24 protein-coding genes are annotated in these 22,785 nt (G+C 69.2%); 12 read left to right on the top strand and 12 right to left on the bottom strand.

The window, feature by feature from the left end; genetic code table 11:
* Positions 1–9 precede the first annotated feature (9 nt).
* The 4 genes from VGN58_RS02130 (at position 10) to VGN58_RS02145 (ending at position 3,731) form a co-directional block, all read left to right on the top strand.
* Positions 10–534 (top strand): hypothetical protein, encoded by a 525-nt coding sequence (locus tag VGN58_RS02130; protein WP_327481155.1) that lies wholly within the window; start codon positions 10–12, stop codon positions 532–534.
* Positions 534–2,402: a glycoside hydrolase family protein gene (locus VGN58_RS02135; protein ID WP_327481157.1), complete on the top strand. Its 1,869-nt coding sequence runs from the start codon at positions 534–536 to the stop codon at positions 2,400–2,402. The genes VGN58_RS02130 and VGN58_RS02135 overlap by 1 nt, the downstream gene beginning before the upstream one ends.
* Positions 2,403–2,608: 206 nt before the next feature.
* A complete protein-coding gene (locus tag VGN58_RS02140) occupies positions 2,609–2,962 on the top strand; it encodes an FKBP-type peptidyl-prolyl cis-trans isomerase (protein WP_327481160.1) in 354 nt (117 codons plus the stop codon).
* A 121-nt stretch (positions 2,963–3,083) separates the two neighbouring features.
* The gene (locus VGN58_RS02145) at positions 3,084–3,731 is read left to right on the top strand and encodes a hypothetical protein (protein WP_327481162.1); all 648 of its coding nucleotides are present in this window, start codon (positions 3,084–3,086) and stop codon (positions 3,729–3,731) included.
* 117 nt (positions 3,732–3,848) lie between these two features.
* On the opposite strand, the gene VGN58_RS02150 is transcribed toward VGN58_RS02145, so the two are convergent.
* The 3 genes from VGN58_RS02150 to VGN58_RS02160 form a co-directional block, all read right to left on the bottom strand.
* On the bottom strand, positions 3,849–4,292 hold the full coding sequence (locus tag VGN58_RS02150; RefSeq protein ID WP_327481165.1) for a hypothetical protein: 444 nt from the start codon (positions 4,290–4,292) through the stop codon (positions 3,849–3,851).
* A gap of 214 nt (positions 4,293–4,506) precedes the next feature.
* Positions 4,507–5,088: a pyridoxamine 5'-phosphate oxidase family protein gene (locus VGN58_RS02155; protein WP_327481167.1), complete on the bottom strand. Its 582-nt coding sequence runs from the start codon at positions 5,086–5,088 to the stop codon at positions 4,507–4,509.
* A gap of 108 nt (positions 5,089–5,196) precedes the next feature.
* The gene (locus VGN58_RS02160) at positions 5,197–6,627 is read right to left on the bottom strand and encodes a M20/M25/M40 family metallo-hydrolase (protein ID WP_327481169.1); all 1,431 of its coding nucleotides are present in this window, start codon (positions 6,625–6,627) and stop codon (positions 5,197–5,199) included.
* Between the two features lie 288 nt (positions 6,628–6,915).
* On the opposite strand from VGN58_RS02160, the gene VGN58_RS02165 reads away from it, so the two are divergent.
* The gene (locus VGN58_RS02165) at positions 6,916–7,158 is read left to right on the top strand and encodes a DUF2789 domain-containing protein (protein ID WP_327481172.1); all 243 of its coding nucleotides are present in this window, start codon (positions 6,916–6,918) and stop codon (positions 7,156–7,158) included.
* Positions 7,159–7,681: 523 nt separating this feature from the next.
* Here the strand turns inward: VGN58_RS02165 and VGN58_RS02170 are convergent.
* Positions 7,682–7,918, bottom strand: coding sequence for a hypothetical protein (locus VGN58_RS02170; protein ID WP_327481174.1), 237 nt, complete (start codon positions 7,916–7,918; stop codon positions 7,682–7,684).
* Between the two features lie 184 nt (positions 7,919–8,102).
* Here VGN58_RS02170 and VGN58_RS02175 point away from each other — a divergent pair, with 184 nt between their 5' ends.
* Entirely contained in the window at positions 8,103–8,498 is a 396-nt protein-coding gene (locus VGN58_RS02175) for a hypothetical protein (protein WP_327481176.1), read from the top strand.
* A 39-nt stretch (positions 8,499–8,537) separates the two neighbouring features.
* Here VGN58_RS02175 and VGN58_RS02180 read toward each other — a convergent pair whose 3' ends face one another.
* The 7 genes from VGN58_RS02180 to VGN58_RS02210 all read right to left on the bottom strand — a co-directional run bounded on the left by VGN58_RS02180 (position 8,538) and on the right by VGN58_RS02210 (position 15,418).
* Positions 8,538–9,200 carry a DUF1109 domain-containing protein gene (locus tag VGN58_RS02180; RefSeq protein WP_327481178.1) on the bottom strand — a complete coding sequence of 221 codons (663 nt, stop codon included), beginning with the start codon at positions 9,198–9,200 and terminating at the stop codon, positions 8,538–8,540.
* Positions 9,193–9,849 (bottom strand): RNA polymerase sigma factor, encoded by a 657-nt coding sequence (locus VGN58_RS02185; protein WP_327481180.1) that lies wholly within the window; start codon positions 9,847–9,849, stop codon positions 9,193–9,195. Before VGN58_RS02185 ends, VGN58_RS02180 begins: the two co-directional genes overlap by 8 nt.
* A 28-nt stretch (positions 9,850–9,877) precedes the next feature.
* On the bottom strand, positions 9,878–10,387 hold the full coding sequence (locus VGN58_RS02190; protein WP_327481182.1) for a DoxX family protein: 510 nt from the start codon (positions 10,385–10,387) through the stop codon (positions 9,878–9,880).
* Positions 10,388–10,409: 22 nt separating this feature from the next.
* Complete coding sequence (locus VGN58_RS02195) at positions 10,410–11,195, bottom strand: DNA-binding domain-containing protein (RefSeq protein WP_327481184.1); 786 nt, start codon at positions 11,193–11,195, stop codon at positions 10,410–10,412.
* Positions 11,192–12,088 (bottom strand): DUF692 domain-containing protein, encoded by an 897-nt coding sequence (locus VGN58_RS02200; RefSeq protein WP_327481186.1) that lies wholly within the window; start codon positions 12,086–12,088, stop codon positions 11,192–11,194. The genes VGN58_RS02195 and VGN58_RS02200 overlap by 4 nt, the downstream gene beginning before the upstream one ends.
* A gap of 22 nt (positions 12,089–12,110) precedes the next feature.
* Complete coding sequence (locus VGN58_RS02205) at positions 12,111–12,431, bottom strand: DUF2282 domain-containing protein (protein WP_327481188.1); 321 nt, start codon at positions 12,429–12,431, stop codon at positions 12,111–12,113.
* A 116-nt stretch (positions 12,432–12,547) separates the two neighbouring features.
* Entirely contained in the window at positions 12,548–15,418 is a 2,871-nt protein-coding gene (locus tag VGN58_RS02210; RefSeq protein WP_327481190.1) for a protein kinase domain-containing protein, read from the bottom strand.
* 283 nt (positions 15,419–15,701) lie between these two features.
* On the opposite strand from VGN58_RS02210, the gene VGN58_RS02215 reads away from it, so the two are divergent.
* The 6 genes from VGN58_RS02215 to VGN58_RS02240 all read left to right on the top strand — a co-directional run bounded on the left by VGN58_RS02215 (position 15,702) and on the right by VGN58_RS02240 (position 20,036).
* Positions 15,702–16,481, top strand: coding sequence for a hypothetical protein (locus VGN58_RS02215; RefSeq protein WP_327481192.1), 780 nt, complete (start codon positions 15,702–15,704; stop codon positions 16,479–16,481).
* Positions 16,482–16,505: 24 nt separating this feature from the next.
* Positions 16,506–17,786: a glutamate carboxypeptidase gene (locus tag VGN58_RS02220; RefSeq protein ID WP_327481194.1), complete on the top strand. Its 1,281-nt coding sequence runs from the start codon at positions 16,506–16,508 to the stop codon at positions 17,784–17,786.
* A 56-nt stretch (positions 17,787–17,842) separates the two neighbouring features.
* A complete protein-coding gene (locus VGN58_RS02225) occupies positions 17,843–18,043 on the top strand; it encodes a hypothetical protein (RefSeq protein ID WP_327481196.1) in 201 nt (66 codons plus the stop codon).
* A gap of 154 nt (positions 18,044–18,197) precedes the next feature.
* Positions 18,198–18,476 carry a type II toxin-antitoxin system RelE/ParE family toxin gene (locus tag VGN58_RS02230; protein ID WP_327481198.1) on the top strand — a complete coding sequence of 93 codons (279 nt, stop codon included), beginning with the start codon at positions 18,198–18,200 and terminating at the stop codon, positions 18,474–18,476.
* The gene (locus tag VGN58_RS02235; RefSeq protein WP_327481200.1) at positions 18,476–18,769 is read left to right on the top strand and encodes a HigA family addiction module antitoxin; all 294 of its coding nucleotides are present in this window, start codon (positions 18,476–18,478) and stop codon (positions 18,767–18,769) included. The genes VGN58_RS02230 and VGN58_RS02235 overlap by 1 nt, the downstream gene beginning before the upstream one ends.
* A 193-nt stretch (positions 18,770–18,962) precedes the next feature.
* Positions 18,963–20,036, top strand: coding sequence for a DNA/RNA non-specific endonuclease (locus tag VGN58_RS02240; RefSeq protein WP_327481202.1), 1,074 nt, complete (start codon positions 18,963–18,965; stop codon positions 20,034–20,036).
* Between the two features lie 10 nt (positions 20,037–20,046).
* Here VGN58_RS02240 and VGN58_RS02245 read toward each other — a convergent pair whose 3' ends face one another.
* Positions 20,047–22,779 carry a LuxR C-terminal-related transcriptional regulator gene (locus VGN58_RS02245; protein ID WP_327481204.1) on the bottom strand — a complete coding sequence of 911 codons (2,733 nt, stop codon included), beginning with the start codon at positions 22,777–22,779 and terminating at the stop codon, positions 20,047–20,049.
* Positions 22,780–22,785: the final 6 nt, after the last annotated feature.

Below are 22,785 nucleotides of genomic sequence, written 5' to 3' on the forward strand. Positions count from 1 at the left end.
GAGGACCCCATGGCAATCCAAAGATTTGCTGTCAAAGCGTCTGCGATCTCTCTGATCGTTTCCTGCGCTGGATTGGTTGGTTGCGCATTCAACCAACCGATGCAAGCGGCGAAGCCAGACTTTACGGGTGGATGGTCGGTGAAGTGGTGCGACAGAACCAATCCGGCGCTCGAATGTGGCGGCTTCGACGTTGCTCTCGTGCAGGACGGCGAGCGCATCTGTGGCGACTTCGGCGGCGCACTCGTCAACCTGCGGCAGATCGACGAAGGAAGCATTGTCGGCACCGCGGTAGGTGATACCGCCATCCTGGCGGTGGAAAGCTTCCGGAACGGATCCATTGCGCTGGTGCGCGCGACGCTGAAGGGAAGCGACCTGCATTGGAAACAGGTGGATAACGTTCGACGCGGGGAAACAGATATCGCCATCATTGCTGCGGACGAGGTTCTGGTGAGATCGCTTGAGGCTTCATCGCAAACGGATGCGAAGAAGAGGGGGCAGAGTTGTGACGCGGTCCTGGGAAGGAAGGAGAATTGATGATGGACTATCGGGAATTGAGCCAGTCTGAGTACGATCGAAAGCTGCGCCTCGTTGTTATAGGGGCCGAGGGGTTGCATGCACATGCACAGAACATTGGCGATGGCATGGCGACGATCGGTTGGGGATACACCTTCAACCGGGACAACAACGTTGAGATATGGCGACAATCAGGTATTGATTTGACGCAAGACCAATGGCGGACGTTGGCGACCATTGATGCGGCTGAGACCAATGCCGAGAAGACCCGAATTGGTGTGACGTTCACGCGGGTGCTGGATGCGAGGGATTCAGATAGGTTACTGCGGGCCTCGCTCGCAGAATACGAACGCCCCGCGAACGACCTTGAAATGCCGCTGTCGGACGAAAGAGTCGCGGTGGTGTCGTTGGCATACAACCGGGGAGTGGGCAATCTTTCGGGTTCGCAGCAGCGTAACGTTCCCGAGCATTCGGTGATGGATGCCATACGCAACGGCGACCGTGCGGAAGCGTGGTTCCAGATGCGATACAACTGCTGGGGCAGCGACGAGCTTCATGAGCAATATCCGGATGCGGATTCGAAGGAGGCGGGCCTTCGCAAGCGACGGTTCGCGGAGGCAGAAGTGTTCGGCCTGTACGATGATCCCGACAACGTTACGCCCCAGCAGGCCCGTGACGTGTATCGCGCGTTTCAGCTACACCGCGACGAAGTAGATCGCGTCGAGAGGGAGTTTGGCGTTACCGTCGAGGGTGAAGCCGCACGTCGCAACCGGGTTGCCCAGGCGAACAGAGACTATCCGGAACTGGTGAACGAGTACGGTCGTGTATCCACTATAGCTGACGCGCTCGCACCCGCGCGCACTGCGCTGCTACAGGACCTGCGCCGGCAATACCCGGAACTGTCGGATCGACTTACCGACGCCAATTTCAATGCGGGGCGTATCCATCTCGATGCGGGCCGTGACCTGCAGGACGCGGAAGCGGTGGCTCGCGCGCACGCCGGGAACAACCGAACCCAGAATGCGGTACGTCGAGAACAGCGCAACACGAGTGTTGAAGAGGTAGACCAGGATCATGCCGCCACCCTCGACTCCCGCAGGATGCGAGGCAATGCCGAGATCTCAAGCAACGACCTGCTGATCGGCGAAGGCGGCAACGACACACTGCGAGCCCATCGGGGCGATGACATCCTGATCGGTGGGCAGGGCCGGGACCGGCTGGAAGGCGGTGAGGGTCGCGATACCTATGTGATCGATGCCGGCGACACCGTGAGGGACAGCGACGGCGTGGGCGAGGTGCGCTGGGGCGGGGAGGCCCTGACGGGCGGCGCGCGCGCAGCGGACGATCCTGCCAACACCTACCGCAGCGAAGAGGGGCGCTTCATCTACGCGCTGGAGAACAACACTCTCTCGGTGACGGACACGTTGGCCCAGGATCAGGTGGGACGCGAGCCTACGGTGATCGAGCATTTCCAGAATGGACAGTTGGGAATCGTGCTGAGCGAGCCGGGTGGCGGTGCACGAGTGCGGGCTGAGCTGCAACGCGCGGAAGAACATGACCACATGGAGGCACGAGAAGGGGATCGCGGGACGGTCGACACGCTGCCACGCATTCCAGCCACGGCCACGGAAACCCACGATCGCCAAAGCGCCCGTGAACCCGCACGCGGACCTTTCGACGATCCGTACGTCAACAGCGTCTATGCCGCCCTGCTGGCGGGCGACAGCCATGAGCTGGACCGCATCGCCGGCGCGTTCTCCCGGTCTCCCGAGGGGCAGCGCATGGCGGAGCTGGGCGAACAGATGCTGATCCAGCAGCAGCGTGAGGCGCAAACGCCGTTGCAGGATCAACAGGTGCAGGCGCGTGAGGGGCCGGCCATGCGCATGTGATGCGCCCGACGTAAGCGCCGGAACAAGAGGATCAACAAGGAGTCCACGTAGCCCGGGTAAGCGCAGCGCACCCGGGGTGCATTGCACACGTCACGGTCGCGATCCCGGGTGCGGCCTGCGGCCTTACCCGGGCTACGTGAAGCGCTTGGGGTTCACGGGCGATAAACTACGTCCCGGACACTTCCGATCCCCACAAGGAACACCCCATGGCATTCACCACCACCGCCTCCGGCCTGCAGTACGAAGACACCGTCGTCGGCAGCGGCGTCGAGGCCAAGCCCGGCAGCAACGTCACCGTGCATTACACCGGCTGGCTGTACGAGAACGGCGCGCAGGGCGCCAAGTTCGATTCCAGCAAGGACCGCGACGAACCCTTCATCTTTCCCCTCGGCGACGGGATGGTCATCAAGGGCTGGGACGAAGGCGTGCAGGGCATGAAGGTGGGCGGCCAGCGCACCCTCATCATCCCCGCCAACCTCGGCTACGGCGCCCGCGGCGCCGGCGGCGTCATCCCGCCCAACGCCACCCTGAAGTTCGACGTGGAACTGTTGGGGACCTGAGGATCGTAGGGCGGGCCTCGGCCCGCCATCGCACGCGATCCGTACACGTCGAACGGCGGGCCAAGGCCCGCCCTACCGCGATCCCGAAGGTCGCGTTCGCAGCCATGCAAGAGGTCGCGCCATGGAGAAAGGTTTGCGCATCATTCTGTGGTTGGTCTGCGCCATGGCGGCCATTGAGCCAGCCATGGCCGCAAAACGCATACCGCTGACCGATGCGCATTACTCGGGCGCGGTCACTGCCCAGTCGTCTGCCTCTGTCGTCGTGGAGAGCACCACGTTCACGCCTGACGAACAGACCTGGTCGGACCTGGCGATGGCGGGTGGCATGTATATCCCTGTTTTCGGAAAGACCAAAACGGAGTTCTTCTTCAATCCTCCGGATCAGGAAGCGCTGGCGTCGATACTGGCAGCAGAACTTGAGCGGGTCGGCATCTTCGCCCCGACGGGTACCGCCGCCCAAGCGGTCATGCCGATCAGGCTGATCTTCAAGAAGGGCACGTACCGGCATGCCGACAATACCTACACTCTGGACGTCGCGATGGCATGGACGGACGCACATGGCGTGCCCATCGAGAAGAACTACACCCTCAACTCCCATGCGCGCCTGACCCGCTGGCAGAAGCTCAACACCAGCGTGTGGCAAGGCAAGATGTATCTCGTGCGGGAAGCGTTGGACGTCATGATTCCCGACATCCAGCAGTCGCTGAATGGCGAAGCGCCGGAGAAGCAGGTCGTTGGCGCGGCCAGCGCGCCGACGGACCAGGAGTAACGCGACGCGGGAACGACTGCGTCCGCAGCGCGGGCCTAGGCCCGCCATCGCACGCCATCCGTACCATCGAACGGCGGGCCGAGGCCCGCCCTATGCGGCCATGCAGCAGCGCTAGGCTTAGCGCTGGCGCGTCTCCCCACTCGGGCCTTCGGCTGAGCCGAAAATCTTCCTGCAGTTTTCCTTGTTGGCGGGGAATTCGCACCATTTCCGGCAATACTCGAGATTGCCCTTGTAGTCGTCCCAGGCTGCCTTGCAATAGTTGTAGTAGCGCTCTTCATCGACGGTCGCGGCCGTCTGTGCGATGTCCCGAGTGATGAACGTCGCCAGCGCAAGGACCGCCGCTCCAGCCAGTGCGACCAACGACAGCCAGGCCTTGAATCGTGCCGTCGAGCCGCGATTCCGTTGCTTCACCAGGTGATCGTAGGATTCGAATTCCTGGACGCCGGCCGCATTGGTGCGTTCGAATGCCTCGCGATCCATGGCATTGGCGGTCCTGCTTGCGCCCACCATCAGATACACCGCGAAGACCACTAGCGCGACAGCGCCGAGATAACCGAGCATTTCCCCCTCCCGCTACCCGTTGATGGAGGCCGCAGCCCCACCACCTATACGTGGATTCTGCGCCTTGAACGGAAGATTCCACATCCCAATAGGTGGTGCAAGCGATCTGCCGCGGGCGAACCGCCTTTCACCTAGCAACGCAGCAAGGTAAGGCGGGCTCAAGCCGGCCATCGCATGCGATAGGTAACTGTCGAACGGCGGGCCAAGGCCCGCCCTATGGCTTCCCGCGCAACTCGGCCAGCTGCGCCTCAAGCGCCGCGATGCGCCGGTCGCGCTCGTCCAATGCACGCTGCACGTCTTCGGCCTCGAATCTGATCGGGATGTACTTCGGGCAGTTCCAGTCGAAGGCTTCCATGTGGATCGTCATGGTGCGTTCGGTGCGCGCTTCGCCCGGTGACTCCTCGACACTCAGCCGGCCCAGCAGCTTCAACCGTTGCCGGTGGGTGTAGTCCATCAGGATCAGGGCCACGCGGTCGTCGTTGGCCACGTTGCCCACGCTGATGAACTGGCGGTTGCCGGGCAGGTCGGTGAAGGTCAGCGTGGTGGCATCGACCACGCGCAGGAAACCCGGGGTTCCGCCGCGATGCTGCACGTAGGGCCAGCCGGTTTCGGACACGGTGGCCATGTAGAAGCTGCGCTGCGCGTGGATGAAGGCCGCTTCATCGGCGCCGAGTTTGGCGTTGCGCACCTCCTCGCCGGACTCGAACGCGCGTGCGTACTGCGCGCGGCTGCCCTCGCGCGCCTGCACCTCGCGGACCGCAGGGGTGAAGGCGATGGTGGCGAATGCGTGTCTCATGTCGGTCTCCAAGGGGGCCACGACGTAGCCCGGGTAAGCGCATAGGGCGGGCTCAAGCCCACCATCGCATCGTGTCCGCACTCATCGAGCGGCGGGCCAAGGCCCGCCCTACGGCATCGCCAACACCTGCGCCGGTCCGCCGGTGACCTTGCCGCGCGTCTTCGCGGTCTCGCCGAGGTAGGCGAGCGCGAACTGGGCGAACTTGACGCTGTGCTGCGCGCTCTCGCCCATCGTCGCCAGGGTGTCGTACGGCGTGTGGATGTAGCGGAAGCTGCCATTCGGATCGCCGGCCTCGAACATCATCGCCGCCGGATAGCCCGCATGGGTCCACGACGCATGGTCCGAACACGCGTACCCGCAGGCCACGCTGCCGCGGGTCAGGCCGCGCGGCGCCAGGTAGGTGTCGAAGAGGGTGACGAAGAAGGCCTTCAGCTCAGTGTTGGAGTAATCGCTGATCAGCTTCATGTCGGTGACCGCGCCGGACTTGTAGTTGGTCATGTCCACCTGCAGCACGCTCACCACGTTGACGCCGCCGGCGCGGAAGGACTGCGCGATGGCATGCGATCCGCGCAGACCGACTTCCTCCGCCGCATAGCCCATGAACTTCACCGTGCGCCGCGGCTGCCAGCCGTCGGCCAGCGCGATGCGCAGCGTCTCGGTGAGCGTGGCGATGCCGGAGGCGTCGTCGTCGGCGCCCGGCGCGTGCTGCTCGGGGTCGTAGGGATTGCTGCCGTTGATCGAATCCAGGTGCGCGCCCAGCACCACCACCTCGTGCGGCAGGTCGCTGCCGCGGATCGTGAGGATGACGGAGGGCTGCGTGCCGCAGTTCGCGCAGGCGGTGAACAGCTCGGTGGTGACGTCCTCGCGGCCGGCCGCCAGCGACTGCCAATGGTCGCGGATCCACTCCGCCGAGGTCCTGCCGTGCGTGCTGGCGAAGTAGCGGTTGCGGTAGCCCGACAGGTGGCGGATGGTCGCGTACAGCCTCTGCTCCTGCACCTGCGGCAACCAGCGGTTCACCGTGTCGTGGTTGTCGAGCGTGTAGCCGGCAAGCATCGACTTCGCCATCGCCTGTTTGGCCCGGTCGGCCTGCACGAAGGTCTCGGCCTGCGCGCGCGTGGGGAACGCGAAGTAGCCGCCGCAGCGGCGTTCGTTGACGTGCACGTGGTCGCTGATCGCGCCCAGGCGATCGGCGCGCGTCTCGGCGATCACCAGCGGCTGGCCGGTGCTGTCGTGCTCCGCGACGGCCTCCCGCGCCAGCCCACGGATGCCCTGCCACGTATCGCGCGAGGTCACGATGTACACGGAGGCGAAGGGATCAGTGGACGACGGTGCGGTGGAGGCCGCGGGCGGGGCGTGCGGTGTCGCTGACGACGGTGGTGCGACGCGGTCGGCGGTCGGCGCGTTCCAGCGCACCTCGACGGACGGTGTGGCCTGCACACGCGTGCCCGACGCCCGTACCGCCTGCAGCGCGTCCGAGCGCAACAGCAGCAGGCCGATCAGCAGGGACAGCAGCAGCTTCGACAGCAAGAACGGTTTCATGTCGCTTCCCCCGGAGGACGCCTGCGGCCACGGGGGCACGCTACCACTTCGACGGGCTCATGCCTGCCATCGGACACCGCGGCGGATGGGCGGAGCGGTGGGCCAAGGCCCACCCTACGCGGGAGCGCATCTTGCAGCCGTCGCCCGGGGCCGCAGCAAACCCGGGAGGGCGTGGCACCGGACGGGTCCGAGTCCGGGTGCGGCCGTTGGCCTTGTCCGGGCCATGTCTCAATCACTCGCTTCACGCGTCTCGGGATAGGCTGGAACCCTCTCCCACGAGGCAACGTCATGGAACCCACGGTCCATCCCTTCTCCGACCTGTTCGCCCAACTCGGCCTGCCGGACGACCACGCCAGCATCCAGCAGTTCATCGCCACGCATTCGCCGCTGCCCGACGACATGCGGTTGGAGGAAGCGCCGTTCTGGTCGCCGGCGCAGGCACAACTGCTGCGCGAGGAGCGCCTGGACGATGCCGACTGGGCGATGGTGGTGGATAGCCTGAACGTGGCGCTGCACGCCGACCCGATGTGAGCCCGTAGGGCGGGCTCAAGCCCGCCGATTGCGCACCATCGCGGATGGGCAGCGGTGGGCCAAGGCCCACCCTACGCGGAAGCCTGTCCCGTGCACGCCGACCCGCGGTGAGCCCGTAGGGGCTCAAGCCCGCCGATTGCGCACCATCGCGGATGGGGGCGGTGGGCCAAGGCCCACCCTGCGCGGAAGCCTGTCCCGTAGCCCGGGTCCGCGCGGCGAACCCGGGAGACCTGCCACGGAAAGTATCCGACTCACTGGCGGTTGCCGTCGGCCGTCTGTGAGCTGCGTGCTGCACGGGACAAGGCAGGCAGAAATGTAAATGGACGCGCATTGCGTGGTCGGGACAGACTGCGGGTGTCGGGAGCGTGTGGAATACAACACCCTCCATGGGAAATACGCACGGCCGTCCTTGACTCCGGTGGTCCACTCCCGACACCTTCCCTCGCACGCCGGCGTCGCCCGGTCAGACGCCGGCGATCGCCTTCATCCCGATGCGATCACGGGCGGTGGGCCAAGGCCCACCCTACGGGGAGGTCGTGGGATCCACCCAGCCGTTCGCGCGTGCGAGGGCGATGGCGGCGTTCTCGGCGGATTCGCGCGTGGCGTGGCGGGTGCGGGTGACCACGTCGGCGCGGGCGCTGCCGTTGGCGATGCGGAACATGGCGCGGCCCTGCCAGTAGGCGACGCCGAGCGGATCGACTTTCTGCAGCGTCTGCACGGTCAGCTGGCGCCCGTCTTCGGTGATCGTCTTCACGGACATGCCGGCACCTTACCTTCAAACGCGGCGGGCTGTCGTGACGTCTGTCGGCGGTGGGCGACGCCGATCGCGTCGGCGCAAGGGAGGGCGGCGTGCGCCCGCTGGCACATCGTCGCCGTGGTGTCGCATCCGTTCGGCCTGCGCGACGCGTAGCGCAGTGGACTCCCCGCCGACAAACGGAACACCGATGCGCACGCCCCTGATCGCCGCCGCCGCGCTGGCGCTGTCCTTGTCCCTGCCCCTGCAGGCCACCCCGCTGGACGGGAGCTGGGTGGTGGACCTGTCCACTGTGCCGGGCACGCCGTACACCCAGCCCATGCAGCTGACGCTCAACGCCGACGGCACGGTGAAGGGCAGTTTCTACAACAGCGTCATCGAGGCCGGCCGGTGGAAGGAGAGCCGCGGTCGCCTGTGCGCCAGTTTCCGCACCACCGATGGCGTGGGGCCGTACCACACCGCGGTCTGCCTGACCGGCGACACCGCCAGCGGACAGACCTGGGCCGAGCATCGCGCTTTCCTGTTCAACTGGAACGCCACCCGCGCGCCCGCGGCCAGCGGGGCTGGATCCACCCCCGGCCGCTGACCGCGCCGCGTGCGTCGAAATGCGGCACGGCGTGGGGCATCAGCGTTTGGCGTAACCGATCCACGCGAACAGCGGGCGGCCGAACAGCAGGCACAGCAGCGACAGCACGACCACGGCGCCCAGGTGCCACAGCAACACCATCAGCGCGGTCTCGCCGCCGTGGTACAGGCTGACGCCGGCAGCGGACAGCGCGGCGGCGCTCAGTGCCACCAGCATCGCGGTCGGCGCCGGCCGCACCACGCCGGCATGGCGCACCATCACCAGCATCAGCAGGCCCAGCGGCACGCTGGTCATGGTGATGGCCACGGCGCATTCCGAACTGACCGCTTCCATCAGGAACGCATCCGCACCCAGCCGCGCGTAATCGCGCAGGCAGCCCCAGCCCAGCCCGCCCAGCCACAGCAGCAGCGCCGGTACCGGCAGCCACATCCACCGCGGCGAGCGTCCGGGCACGCTGATCTGGAACACCGCATACGCCGCCAGCAGTCCGGTCAGCACGCTGGCGATCCATTCCAGCAGCAGCGGCGCCTGGGCCAGGTCCGCCAGCAGGCCGGTACGCAGGCCGTAGACCGAGGCGATCATCGCGATCAGCACCGCCGCCAGTACCACCCACAGCGCCGTGCGGCGCAGCGGCGAGGAGAGCGGGCGCACCGGTTCGGCGCGCGCGGCAAGCTGGTCGATCAGGCGGCGGGTATCAGTCATGGGGGACGTCCTCTTTGCCCAGTGCGTGCCGGAGCGATTTCAGCGCGCGGTGGCAGGCCACCTTCAGCGCGCTGACGCTCTGCCGGCTTTCCGACGAGGCTTCATTCAACGACAGGTCCTTCAGGTGCACCAGTTCGATGGCCTGCTGCTGGCGCGGCGTCAGGTCGGCCACCGCGCGGCGTACGTGCTGCGCGGCCTGGCCGCGGGCGAGGGCATCGTCGGGGCCGGGGCTGTCCTCGTCGATGCGGTCGAACGGTTCCTCGGCCAGCACTTCGTATTGCACCCGACGCGCGCGCCGGCGCAGCACATCGATGCAGCGGCGCGTGGCGATGGTGGCCAGCCACGGCTTGAACGGGCGCCCGGGTTCGTAGGTGTGGCGCACGCCGTGCACGATGATGAGGATGTCCTGCACGGCGTCCTCCGCATCCTCGCGGTCGCCCAGGTAGCGCCGTGCGATGGCGCGCAGGTACGGCGCGATGGCGCTGAGCAGCGCGTGGTAGGCGGCGTTGTCGCCACCCTGCGCGCGCCCCATCCAGTGGCCCCACGCATCGTCGTCGCCGGCAGGCGTCTGCTGGGCGTCGGCAGGCATCGCATCGGTGCGTTGCGGCTCGACCACGACGGGTGACGGGAAAGCGAGGAGAGTGGCCATCATGCGGCTCGCATCGGGGTCTGCCAAGTCAGCGTGCGGACACGCCACAGCGGCGTGCGATCAGGGCGTCCAGCGACAGCACGCCCGGTCCGCGCGCCATGACGTACAGCAGCGACACCGCCCACAGGCCGTGCGTGGCGAACGCGGCCGGATACACGAACACCTGGATCACCAGCGTCATCGCCAGCAGTGCCAGCGCCGACAGCCGGCTGGCCAGGCCGATCACCAGCAACAGCGGGAACACGTGTTCGGCGACCGCCGCCAAGTACGTGGCGAGCTCGGGCGGCAGCAGCGGCAGCGCGTATTCGCTGCGGAACAGTTCGATGGCGTTCTCCGAGATCCGCGGCCATTCCAACTGCACCGTGCCGCCGAGCGGGTCCAGCACCAGCCCTTCGATCTTGGTCTGCCCGGACAGCCAGAACGTCACCGCCACCGACACGCGCGCCGGCAGCGCGATCAGGCTGTGCGGGACGCGGGCGAAGTGCGCCAGCGTTCCGGCGATGCGGCGTGCGGCGGCGCGTTGGGGTCGTGCGGTCATGGAGGTATCGAGCGTGCTCACATCAGGACTCCGTTGGAGGATCGAAGGCGATGGCCAGGCCATGCGCCAGCAGCAGGGCGAACAGCGCGCCGTCATCGGTGTGCGGTGAGGACGCATGCGCCAGGGCGAAGGCCTCGCCGAGCGCGTGGCCGGCGGCGAGCGCGTCGAGCCAGGCGAGGGCGCCGGCCGGCAGTGCGGTCACCGTGATGTCGAAGGCCGGGCGCGCGACCAGCACGTCTTCGGACACGGTGGTGTCGATGTCGTCCAGTCGTGCGTCGGCCAGATCGGTCAGTCCCTGGTGCGCTTGCCACACGGTCAGTGCGGCATGCGACGCACGTAACCAGGCGCAGGCCGGATGCAGGGTGATGCGCGTACCGGGCAGGCGCGTCGGTGCCTGCAGCAGGGCGTGGTAGGCGGCGTCGGGCAGCGGCACGGCATCGGCGGCGTGGTAAGCGCGGATGCGCAGCGCTTCGATGCGCGCCACGTCGGCCAGGCCGGCGACGACGGCGGCCGGCGCGAAGCCGGCGATGAAATCGGGGAAGTCCAACGCATAGTCGGTCAGCACCGGTGATCGCGGCGGATCCGCCAGCACGCGTTCGCGCGCCATCGCGCTGAAGAATGTTTCGCCCACCAGCGCCTGCGTCACCGGAAACGACGCGGCCAGCGCATCGACCAGGCTGACGACGAAGGTGTTGCGGTGGATCGCCAGGCGGCGCACGGCGCGCTCGCCGGCGACGCTCGCAGGCAAGGTGGCCGCATGCCGCAGCGCGGTCGCGAAGGCGCCGTGCAGGGTGGCCGCGGCGCTCATGCTGCGGCGCGCCGCGTGGCGGCGTCGTCCAAGCACGCCTGCGCCTGCCGCGCCTGTGCGCGCAGGGTGGCGTAGTCGGGCACGTGCGTGTCCCACTCGATCAGCGTGGGCAGCGGCCCGGTGCGCTTCAGCACATGGCGGTACAGCGACCACACCGCGTCGTCGACCGGTGCGCCATGGTCGTCGATCAGCACCGTCTCGCCGACGGCATCGACATCGCGCGCGTGGCCGGCCAAGTGGATCTCGCGCACCGAGTGCAGCGGCAGCGCGGCGAGGTAGGCGAGCGGGTCGTGGCCCTGGTTGTGGCAGGACACATGCACGTTGTTGACGTCCAGCAGCAGCGCGCAGCCGGTGCGCTGCACGATGGCCGACAGCAGGTCGGGCTCGCTGTAGGTGCTGCCGGCGACGGTGAAATAGGTGCTGGGATTTTCCAGCAGCAGTTGCAGGCCAAGCTGTTCCTGCACCTGTTCGATGTGGCGGCAGACGCGGGCCAGGCAGGCGGCGTCGTAGCGCAGCGGCAGCAGGTCGTTGAAGAATCGGCCGTCGTGCGTCGACCACGCCAGGTGTTCGGAGAACACCGCCGGCCGGCAGCGCGCGAGCAGGGCCTGCACGCGCGCCAGGTGGACGGTGTCGAGTGGGCTTTCGCCACCCAGCGACAGGCCGACGCCGTGCACCGACAGCGGCAGGCGTTCGCACAGCGCGGACAGGTGCGCGTGTGGCGTGCCCCCCGCGCCCAGATAGTTTTCCGCATGCACCTCGATGAAACCGGGCGGCTGCGGATCGCCCATCAGCGCATCGAAATGCACCGGCTTGAAACCGATGCCGGCCTGCGTGGGCAGGCCGGCATCGACCGGGAGACGATCGGTGGCACGGGGAAGGGACGTACGGGTCACCGTCGCATCTCCGGCGTCGCGATCAACCGGCCTTGGCGGGCTTGGGCGTGAACGCCGCCAGCTGGCCGAAGCCGGTCGGCGAGGTCTTCGACGGCATCTTGGTGCAGGTACCGGCCGGCACGTACTTCCACGCGTTGGCCTGGTAGTCGGTCTTGGAGGTGCCGGCACAGGTGGTGCCGGGGCCGGCGGCGCAATCGTTCTTGCCGGCCAGGGCCACGCCGTAGCAGCGTTCCTTGGCGGCCTTGTCGGCGGCGGAGGCGGGCGTGGCGCCCATGGCCAGGGCCGAACCGAGGGCGGCGGCGAGGGCGAAGGCGGGAACAGCGGAAGCGAAGGGGCTCGACATCGGGAAGTCTCCTGTAGGTGGACCGGAGGGGCCGGCACCGTGCCGGATGTCCCTCTCGCAGAAGACTTCGCGCGCAGTGCGGAAAAGGTTACGTCCGCCGTCGCGCGGCGATGCCGTCACTCGGCGAGGGCGATGCGGCCGGTGCGCTCGAACGCGGCCAGGGTGGCGCGGATCGACTCGGTATCGGCATGCGCGGGGCCGGAGGTGGCGAGGCTGTGCGCCAGCGCCTTGTCCAGCCAGATGCGTGCCTGCGCGCGGTCGCCGCGTCGCACGGCCAGGTCCGCGCGCAGCACCAGCACCTGTCCGAGCATCCTGCGCTGCGCCGGTGTGCTCTGCCAGTTCGGCAGCGTGGACAGCAGGTCGGACAGGCGCGCCCCGGCGCGGTTCAGATCGCCCTCGCGCAGCGCCAGCTCGGCGTCGAGGTGTTCGTTGAGCAGGCGCCAGCCGAAGTCCGGCGTGTAGGCGCGCAGCAGCACGCGGTTTTCCTCCAGCAGGCGGCGCGCCTGCGCGAGGTCGCCGGGACGGTCGCGTTCCATCAGCGCCTCGGCCAGGGTGACGCGGTGAGAGGCCGGCACCGGCAGGCCGCTGCGCCGGCTCTGCACCAGGGTGGCGTGCAACTGGCCGATGACGTCTTCCACCTGCTGCCGGCGCGCGGCCGGCGTGGCGGCCGGCAGCGTCAGCAGGCGGCGCGCCAGCATCGATTCCATCCGCAGCACGTCGGCGTGGTCCGGCGGGTAGGTCGCGCGCAGGATGGCATCGGCGCGGCGCAGCAGGGCGGTGCCGTCGCTCGTGCTGGCCGGGTCCAGCATCGACGCCAGCGCACGCACGCGCAGCACGTCGGCGTATTCCGGGTGCTGCTCGCCGAAATCGCGGCGGACGATGGCTTCGGCGCGTTCGATCGCGGCGAGGCAGGGCTCGAACTGGCCGCGCACGCAGTCGCCGTGCGCGAGCAGGCGCCAGCTGCGGCCGACCAGCGGATGCTCATCGCCCAGCAGGCGACGGTAGTCGGCCAGCACCTGCGTGGCGGCAGCGTGGCCTTCTTCCATGCGGCCCTGCGTCATCAGCGCGTGGGCGGCCAGCAGGCGCGCCGCGTGCGCCACCAGCGGCGCGTGATCGCGCGACAGGCGGATGGCGGCCTGCAGGTCGGTATCGGCGTCGGCGAAGCGCATCAGCCGGAGTGCCCACTCGCCGCGCAGGGTCCGCAGCTCGGCCTGCGCGGTCGCGTCGCCGCTGCCCTCGGCCAGGGCCAGCGCCTGCTGAAGGGAGCGGTCGGCGTCGGCGTGCTGCATGCGGTGCCACTGGCTGCGCGCCTGTTCGGTCAGCAGCTGCAACCGGGTGGCGACCGCGGTGTCGTCGTCCGCTGCGGCCAACGCCTGCTCCGCCACGCGGCCGGCCTCCACCGGTTTGCCCTGCAGGTTGAGCAGCGCGGCCAGCGTGGCGGCGGTGTTCGCGGGATCGTCGCGCTGCAGCGTGCCGGCTTCGCGCGCCAGCGCCGTGGCCCGCGTGTAGTCGCCGACGGCCATGTAGTTGCGCGCCAGGATCGCCAGGCCGCGCGCCTGCACGTTGGGATGGTCCTGCAGGTCGAGCGCGCGCATGCGCCGTTCGGCGTCGGCCAGCAGCTGCTGCGAGGACATCGGCGTGGCGCTCAGGCCGGACAGGGTGGCGGTGCCGACCGTCTGTTCGAACACCTGCGACAGCGCGCGGGCTTCGGCCGCTTCGTGCGCCAGGTGCCGGGCGTGCCAGACCGCGCCGCCGCCACCGGCCACCAGCAGCGCCACGCAGGTACCGACGATCGTGGTCGCGATGGGGTGGCGCATCACCGCGCGGCCCAGCCGGTACGCCAGTCCACCGGCGCGGGCCTGCACCGGCCGGGTCTGCAGCCAGGCCTGCAGGTCCGCGCGCAGGGCGGCGACCGTGGGATAGCGCGCTTGCGGCTGCGGCGCGGTGGCACGCAGCGCGATGGCGTCCAGATCGCCTGCCAGGCGCCGCGCCAGCACCGCCGCCGAGCGCGCGCCGCGCGCGCGCGCGGCCTGGACCGTGACGGTCGCGGCCAGGTCGGACATCGGCGGCGGTGCCGCATCGCCGTCGGGCGCCGGCCCCTGCACCCACTGCAGCGGCGAGCGGTCGTGCGGCAGCAGGCCGCCGAGCAGCGAGTACATCATCCTGCCCAGCGACCACACATCGGCGGTCACCTGCGGTGCGGTCGCCGTCAGCGCCTCCGGCGCCGTGTAGCCCTGCGACATGGCCAGCCGCGGCACGCTGCCGGGCGCGGTCAGCGATGCGGTCAGGCCGAAGTCCAGCAACTGCACCTGACCGTCGTGCGTGACCATCACGTTGGACGGCTTGATGTCCTGGTGCAGCACCTGCTCGGCATGCGCGTAGACCAGCGCGTCGCAGGCCTGCACCAGCAGCGCCACCCGCTTGCGCAGGTTGGCGCGGCGGCGGTCGCACCAGACGTCGATCGGGTCGCCCTGGATGTAGCGCATGGCGAACCAGGGGTTGCCGCTGCCGTCCACCCCGCCGTCGATCAGCGGGGCGATGCCGGGATGTTCCAGCGCGGCCAGCGTCTCGCGCTCGCGCAGGAAGCTGGCCACCAGCGCCGGCGAGGACAGCTCGCGGCGGATGCACTTGATCGCCACGCGCTGCCGGTACTGGCCGTCGGCGCGCTGCGCTTCGTACACGGTGCCCATGCCGCCGATGCTGACCACGCGGTCGATCCGCCACGGCCCCAAGCGCTGGCCCAACAGCGGGTCGTGGGCATGCGCCGCGGACGCTGCCCGGGTCGCCAGCGTGTCCGGGATCCGGTCCAGCAGGTCCGGTTGCTCACCGCCATCCAGCGCCGCGTCCGACGCCAGCAGCCGGTGCAGCACCCTGTGGGTGTCCGGATCCGACTGCGCCAGCGACGCCAGCGCTTCGGCCCGGACTGCCGGTGCGAGCGTGAGGTAGTCGTCGAACAGCGCCAGGGCGCGGACGGCGGACGTGCTCATGCGCTGGCCCGGCGGTGGCGCCGCGTCCTGGCGACGGCGCGGGCGGTGGACGCAGGACGGGGACGGACGACCGGCATGCAACGACTCCCTCGGCCGACAGACGAACGGATGGCCTCCAGTGAGGGGATCGCTGCGCGGCCGGTCGACAGGACGTGGGCCGATGCCGGACGGCGCGTGCTGGTACCGGTCTCACATTGGTGCTAAACAGGTCCGGTGGGAACGCGGCGTGGCGGCATTCCGCCACCCGCCGCGGGGACCGGCGCGGCGTCCAGGAGGGAACGGCATGGCGATCATCCGCTGCGGTTGGATACTGGCAGGGCTGGCGTGGGTGGCGCCGGCGACGGCGCACGCGCAGGACACGCAGGACGACGCCTGGACGTTCCGGCTCACGCCGTACGTGTGGGGCTCGTCGACCGAGGGCACCTTCGCGCACGCGCGCCTGCCGGTGACCCTGCGGACGTCCAAGAGCTTCCGCGACTCGCTGGAAGAACTCGACGCCGGCGCGATGGGCGCCTTCGAGGCACGCAGGGGCCGCCACGGCCTGCTGCTGGACGGCCAGTTCGCCAAGCTCTCCACCACGGTCCACGTGCCGGTCGCCGGTGCCGCCCTGCCGGTGCGCCTGAAGACGCGCACCACCAGCGGGCTGGTGGCCTGGCGCTACGGTCTGGTGGAACGCGAGCGTTCGCACCTGGACCTGGTGGCCGGCGTGCGCGTGTGGTCCGCGCGCGTGCGCATGGCCTACGCCGTGCCGGTACCGACTCCGCCACCGATTCCGCAGCAGTACGCAGGCGAGCAGTCGCACCGCTGGGTGGATGCGCAGGTCGGCCTGAAGGGGCGCCATGGATTCGGCAACGGCATGTTCGTCGGTGGCTGGGTCCTGGCCGGCGCCGGCGAGTCCGACCTGTCCACCGACCTGATGCTGCTGGCCGGCTACGACCTCAACGAACGCCTCGCGGTGATCGCCGGCTACCGGCGGTTGTCGACCGACTTCGAGACCGGCGGCGGCTTCCGCTTCGACACCACGATGCAGGGCCCGGGCCTGGGCGTGGAATACCGGTTCTGATCGCTTTCGCACAGGAGTGATGCCATGCAGATCGCACGTACCGCGTTGCAGTCCACGGTGTTGATGCTGCTTGCCGCAGGTGTCGGCGCGTCGGCCCGGGCCGCGCAGGCCGACACGGCGCTGAGGGATGCGGCGACGCAGGCGCAGCCGGCGGTGATCGAAACGCTGCGCGCGCTGGTGACGACCGAATCCGGTTCGACCGACCACGAAGGCGTCGACACGCTGATGACGTACCTGGACACGCGGCTGCGCGCGCTGGATGCCCGGGTCGACCGCCTGCCCTCCGCCACCGGCGGCCCGGACCTGGTACGAGGCGTGTTCACCGGCAACGGCGCACTGAAGGTGATGCTGATCGCCCATGCCGACACGGTGTACGACCGCGGCATCCTGGCACGCGAACCCTACCAACAGAAAGGCAACCTGCTGTACGGACCCGGCATCGCCGACGACAAGGGCGGTATCGCCGTGATCCTGCATGCGTTGGCGCTGCTGAAGGCGCGCGGCTGGACCGATTACGCCACCGTCACCGTGCTGTTCAATCCGGACGAGGAAATCGGCTCGCCCGGATCCGGCGAGACCATCGCCACGCTCGCCGCCGACCACGACGTGGTGCTGTCGTTCGAGCCGTCACCGGCCAAGGCGGTGATCGAACACGAAGGCGTGCTGTTGAGCGCGGCCGGCACCTCGCAGGTGCGGATGACGGTGCAGGGCCTGTCCGCGCACGCCGGCGCCGCGCCCGAGCAGGGCCGCAACGCATTGCTGGAACTGGCGCACCAGGTGGTGCAGACGAAGGACGTGGCGGCCGGCGTGCCCGGCGCGCAGCTCAACTGGACCACCGCCAGTGCCGGCACCGCGCGCAACCAGATTCCCGAGCGTGCCGAGGCCGGCGGCGACGTGCGGGTGATGCAGGCCGACAGCAACGAGAAGCTGCTCGCGGCGCTGCAGGCGAAGGTGAAGGAGCGTCCGCTGGTGCCCGACACCACCACGACGGTGACGCTGGAGCCGCTGCGACCGATCTACGTGGCCGGCGACCGCGGCCGCGCGCTGGCCGACCTGGCCCGCGACATCTACGCCGAACTCGACGGCCGGCGGCTGCTGATGCATCCCACCACCAACGGCGGCACCGATGCCGGCTTCGCGGGGCGCTCCGGCAAGGCCGCGGTGCTGGAAGGGCTGGGCCTGGCGGGCTGGGGCTACCACGCGCGCAACGAATACATCGAGATCGATTCCATCCCGCCGCGCCTGTATCTGGCGTCGCGGATGCTGATCGAACTGGGCCGACGCGCGCATGCGGCGACGCCGTGACGCGACGCATACACGGCGCGGCCTAGGCTGGGGCCTTTCCTGACGGAGCGCCCCACATGAACGCCTCGACCCGCGAAGAGGTCATCCTGCAACTCGACCGCGTGGATACCGCGCTTGAAGCCCCCGAGGCCGACAAGGCCGCGATCCTGCAGGAGGCGCTGGACTGGCTGGCCGACCATCCGCCCGAAAAGGCCGCCGATTCGCTGTACTACCGCGAACGCCTGCAGGTGATCCGCGAGCGGCATGGGGCGAAGTGATGTTGGCCGTATCGCGCAACGGCGGCTTGTGACGTGCTTGAACGCGCCATGCAGTGAATCGGGTCCCTTTCGCGGCAGAGTGTGAGCCAGCCAGTACGCCCGCTTGCTGAGCAGGTCGAGTGTTGCGTGATGCGCAACATGGTATGCTGGCAACGTGATCAAATCGTTCCGGCACAAAGGCCTGCGGAAGCTCTTTGAGACCTGGAGCACCTCCGGCGTGCAGGCCAGCCATGCCAAACGGCTTCGCATGCAGCTTGCTGCCCTGGACACGGCGCAGGTCGTCGAGGATATGGACATTCCCGGGTTCCGGCTGCATCCGCTCAAGGGACCCATGCGCGGACGCTGGTCCATTACGGTCAATGGCAATTGGCGACTGACGTTCGGGTTCCAGGATGGGAACGCCTACGTCCTGGACTATGAGGACTATCACTGATGGCCATGTACAACCCGCCGCATCCCGGCGAGTTCATCACCGAGATTTACCTCGAGCCGCATGGCGTCAGCGGGCGCGAGCTTGCGGAAAAACTGGATGTGGCCGCTTCCACGCTCAGCCGCATCCTCAAGGGTACGAGCCGTGTCACTCCCGAGATGGCACTCCGCCTGTCCAAGGCGGTGGGCCGCTCTCCCGAGAGCTGGCTTGCCATGCAGGATGCCCATGATCTGTGGGTGGCCCGGCAACATGTCGACCTGAAGCGCGTGGGCAAGCTCAAGCTCTCCGCTGCCTGACCTTTTCAGTCGAGCCCCCGCCGATGCCGGAGCGGGCATGACCGCCTCGCGCGGTTGCGGGACATGTCGACCTGCCCGCATGGCCGCCCCGCGCAGGCGCCTGCGTGTCACCAGGAGATCCCGCGATACGTGCGGCCGGCCAGGCCGGTCGTTGCACGGGACCCGCCCGCCTGCCCGCAACCGGATGCCCACGATGCGCCTTTCACCGCACCTTCGTCCGTGGCCGCGCTTGGCCCTGCTGCTCCTGCTGGGCGTCGCGGCCGCGGGCTGCACGACGCGGGGACCGGTGCGTGCGGTGCGGGGCGAGCCCGAGGTGAAGCAGGTGCCCAGCCGCATTCCTGCCGATGCGGTCAGCCGTCCGTACTTCCACGACGAAAGCGCGTCCGTCGCGATGGCGGAGGACGCCGTCGACGCATCGGCGATGGCGGGCGATGCCGCACCGCCCCCTCCGCCGACGACGGAAGATCCGGTCGCGGCCACCACGACCGCGCGGGCGTCGGCGTCGGAGACATCCCACTGTCCCTTCGGCGAGCCGGTGCCGCGCCGCGGGCTGGATGTCGGTGGCACCGAACGCGTGGTGCGCGCCGGTTACGCGCTGCTGCACAGCACCGACCTGAAGACGCCGTACTGGGTATGCGAGCGATACACCACGCGTTCGTTGCAGCACAACGTCGAGCGCGACGGCCTGTCGTTCAAGGCCGATCCCGCGCTCCGGGGCGCGCGTGCCGTACCGGCCGACTACGCGGGCTCCTCGCAGCACCGCACGCGCGCCGGCCTGTTTCCCATCGACATCGGCCACATGGCGCCGGCCGAGGCGCATTCCAGCAGTGCGGAGCGCATCGCCGATACCTTCTACCTCTCCAACGCGGTGCCGCAGCATCGCGCGATGAACCGTGGCCAGTGGGCGCGGCTGGAAGCCTGTGCGCGCACCACCGGTCCGGTGCGCGGGTCGAAGTGGGTGATCAGCGGCCCGATGATCTACACCGCGCGCGACGTGCAGTTCATCACCGTCGACACCATCGGCGATGGCGTGGTCATTCCCACCCACACGTGGAAGATCCTCGTCTACCGCGCGCCGGCCGGCGACCTGCGCGCGTGGGCTGCCGTGATGCCCAACGAGGTGCTGCCGGAGAACTCCCAGCTCGGCGATTTCGTCGCCAGCATCGATGCGATCGAGGATGCGACCGGTTTCGACGTCCTGCCGGATCTCGAACCCCGCGAGCAGGCGGCGCTGGAGCGCGTGGCGCATCCCATCCCGTGCCAGTGACGGCGCCGCGCTACGGGGCCAGCCCGAGTTCGCGCGCGGCGGCGGCGGCCTGCGTGCGGTTCTCCACCTGCAGCTTGCCGAGGATGTTGGCCACGTGCCAGCGCACCGTGTTGACCGAAATGAAGAGCGTGGCGCCGATGTGGAGGTTGCTGGCCCCTTCGGCCAGCAGGCGCAGCACCTTGAGTTCGCGCCCGGTCAGGGTGTCGGCCACGCCGTTGACCAGGAACGGGATGCGCGTGCCGGCCGGGAACGGCATGGCGGTATGGACCACGGGTTCTCCGACGGCAGCGCAGATGCGCGCCAGGTAGTCCGCCTCGATCGGCGACAGGACCGACACGCCCCCGCGTTCGCGGGCGAACGCGACGAAGATGCCGCCCGCCGCCGGGCCCTGGTCGAGGATGCTGCGCAGGAAACCCTGCTCGGCGCCCAGCGCGAGGATCCGGCGCGCGGTCGCCAGCGCCGCGTCGTGCCGGTGGATCTGCGCCAGCGCGACGACCAGCAGGGACAGGATCTGGATGCGGCGGGCGCGTCGCGTCGCGTCCCTGGCCAGCGATGCCAGCGCCTGCAGCGGGGCGATGGCCGCATCGGCGTGGCCTTCGGCGATCAGCAGCCGGCATTGGCTGATCGCGCGCAACCCGGCCGGGCGCGACCACACCATCGGCAGCGCGATGCCGTCGTCGATGCCGCTGTGCCGCGCGAACCGCCGCGCGCCGGCGACATCGCCGGCCAGCAGGCGCAGGCGGATGCTCTCGCTGTGGGCCAGCGCGCAGGTGCGCTCGAACGCCGATTCGACGGGGATCGTGACGGCTTGGTCCAGGTGGGCGAGGGCGGCAGCGACCTGGCCGCGCGCGCCGAGGATGCCGGCCATCGCCACGAAGCCGCCGGTGCGGATGTCCACGTAGGCGCATTCGTCGACCAGCGGCAGGTCGTTCTCCAGGATCGCGTAGGCGTCGTCGAGCGCGTTGGTTTCGTAATGCAGCACGGCCATCAGCACGCGCGGCATGGCGGCGTTGAACGAGTGCTCGCCGCTGGCGTGCACGGCGACATCGAGCGCGCGCAGGAACTGCGTGCGCGCATCGGACAGCCGGCCTTGCGCCTGTTCGGCGAGTCCGCTGATGCAATGGCTGTAGCAGATGCCGTAGGAACAGGCGGAGCGGGCATGGAAGTGCCTGGCCGATCCGGCGGATGCCAGCGCGGGCGCGAATTCGCTGCGGGCCAGCGCCACCAGCCCGGCCACGTTGGCCAGGCACCCGGACAGGAAGTGGTACGGCGGCGTGTCCGGAAACCGCACCGACGACAGCGCGTGCGCGCGTCCGATGTCGTCGGCCATCAGCGCCACGATGGCGCGCAGGGTATGGATCTCCGCTTCCAGTACGCGACGCGACGCGTCGTCGCCCTGGCACAGCGTGTCGGCAGCCGCTTCGACGCGTTGCAGCAGCGCTTCGGCCAGCTGCACCTGCGCCATGTGCGCGACCGCCCAGCACTGGTAGAGCGGCAGCCGCGGATTCTGTTCCAGCACCTGCGGCGGGAAGCGCTGGATCCAGCGGGCGACCTGCGGGATGTGTCCCCGCTTGATCATGTCGACCGCGAAGCGCTCCACCAGCATCGCGGCCTGGTCAAAATCGTCCGCGTCCAGCGCCATGTCGACGGCGTCCTCCTGCAGTCCGGCATCGGCGAACCACAGGCTGGCCTTGCGGTACAGCGCCGGCAGCGCGTCCGGATGCCGGCGCCTGAGCTGCGCGCGCAGGAAATCGCGGAACAGGTGGTGATAGCGGTACCAGTGGCGCCGGGCATCGAGCGGCAACAGGAACAGGCCCAGGGTCTCGACCTGTTCGATCATCGCCTGCGCGTCGTCGATGCCGAGCAGCGCGTTGCAGACGTCGGCGTTCAGGCGGTCGAGGATCGAGGAGTGCAGCAGGAAGTGCTCGATCGCCGGTGGCTGCCGGCGCACCACTTCGGTGGCCAGGTAGTCGGCGATGTCGCGGGTATCGCCGGACAGGCCCAGGATCGCGCGGCGTGCGTCGCCGCGGTCCTTCAGGAACAGGGTCGCCAGGTGCAGGCCGGCGCCCCAGCCTTCGGTGTGCCGCAGCAGCAGGTCGAGTTCGCGTGGCGCCAGCCGCAGGCCACGGACCTGCGCCAGGAACGCATCGGCCTCGTGGCGGTTGAAGGTCAGGGCGTGCGTGCCGAGTTCGAGCAGCGCGTTGCGCCCGCGGTAGCGCGCGACCGGCAGCGCCGGCGCCACCCGGCTGGCGATCACCACGTGCAGGCGCGCGGGCGACCGCTCGATCAACTGGTGCACCAGGTCGTTGAGCGCAGGCGTTTCGGCCAGGTGGTAGTCGTCGAGGAACAGCACGCGGTCATCGTCCAGGCGATCCAGGTCGTTGGCGATCCTGATGGTGATCTCGTCGCTGTCGAGCGCGGACACGCGGCCCTCCACGAAGCTGGCCGTGGCCGCCGAGATCACCGGCCGCACGCGGTTGAAGCCGGCGATCAGGTGGCGCAGGAAGACGAAGAGATCCTGGTCGTCGCGGTCCAGCGACAGCCATACCGCCCGCCCGCCCAGCTGCTGGTGCCAGTGCCTGATCAGCGTGGTCTTGCCGAAGCCGGCCGCAGCGACGATCAGCACCACCTTCGGCAGGGCATCGAGCGGCGGCATCGCCAGCCGTGGCCGCTCGATGGCCGAGGCGGGCCCGCGCGGCGCGCGCAGTTTGGTCGACAGGACGTGCGGGTCAGCGGACGACATGGTGTC

Origin of the sequence: Pseudoxanthomonas sp. (assembly GCF_035999195.1) — a bacterium.
Lineage (GTDB): Bacteria > Pseudomonadota > Gammaproteobacteria > Xanthomonadales > Xanthomonadaceae > Pseudoxanthomonas_A.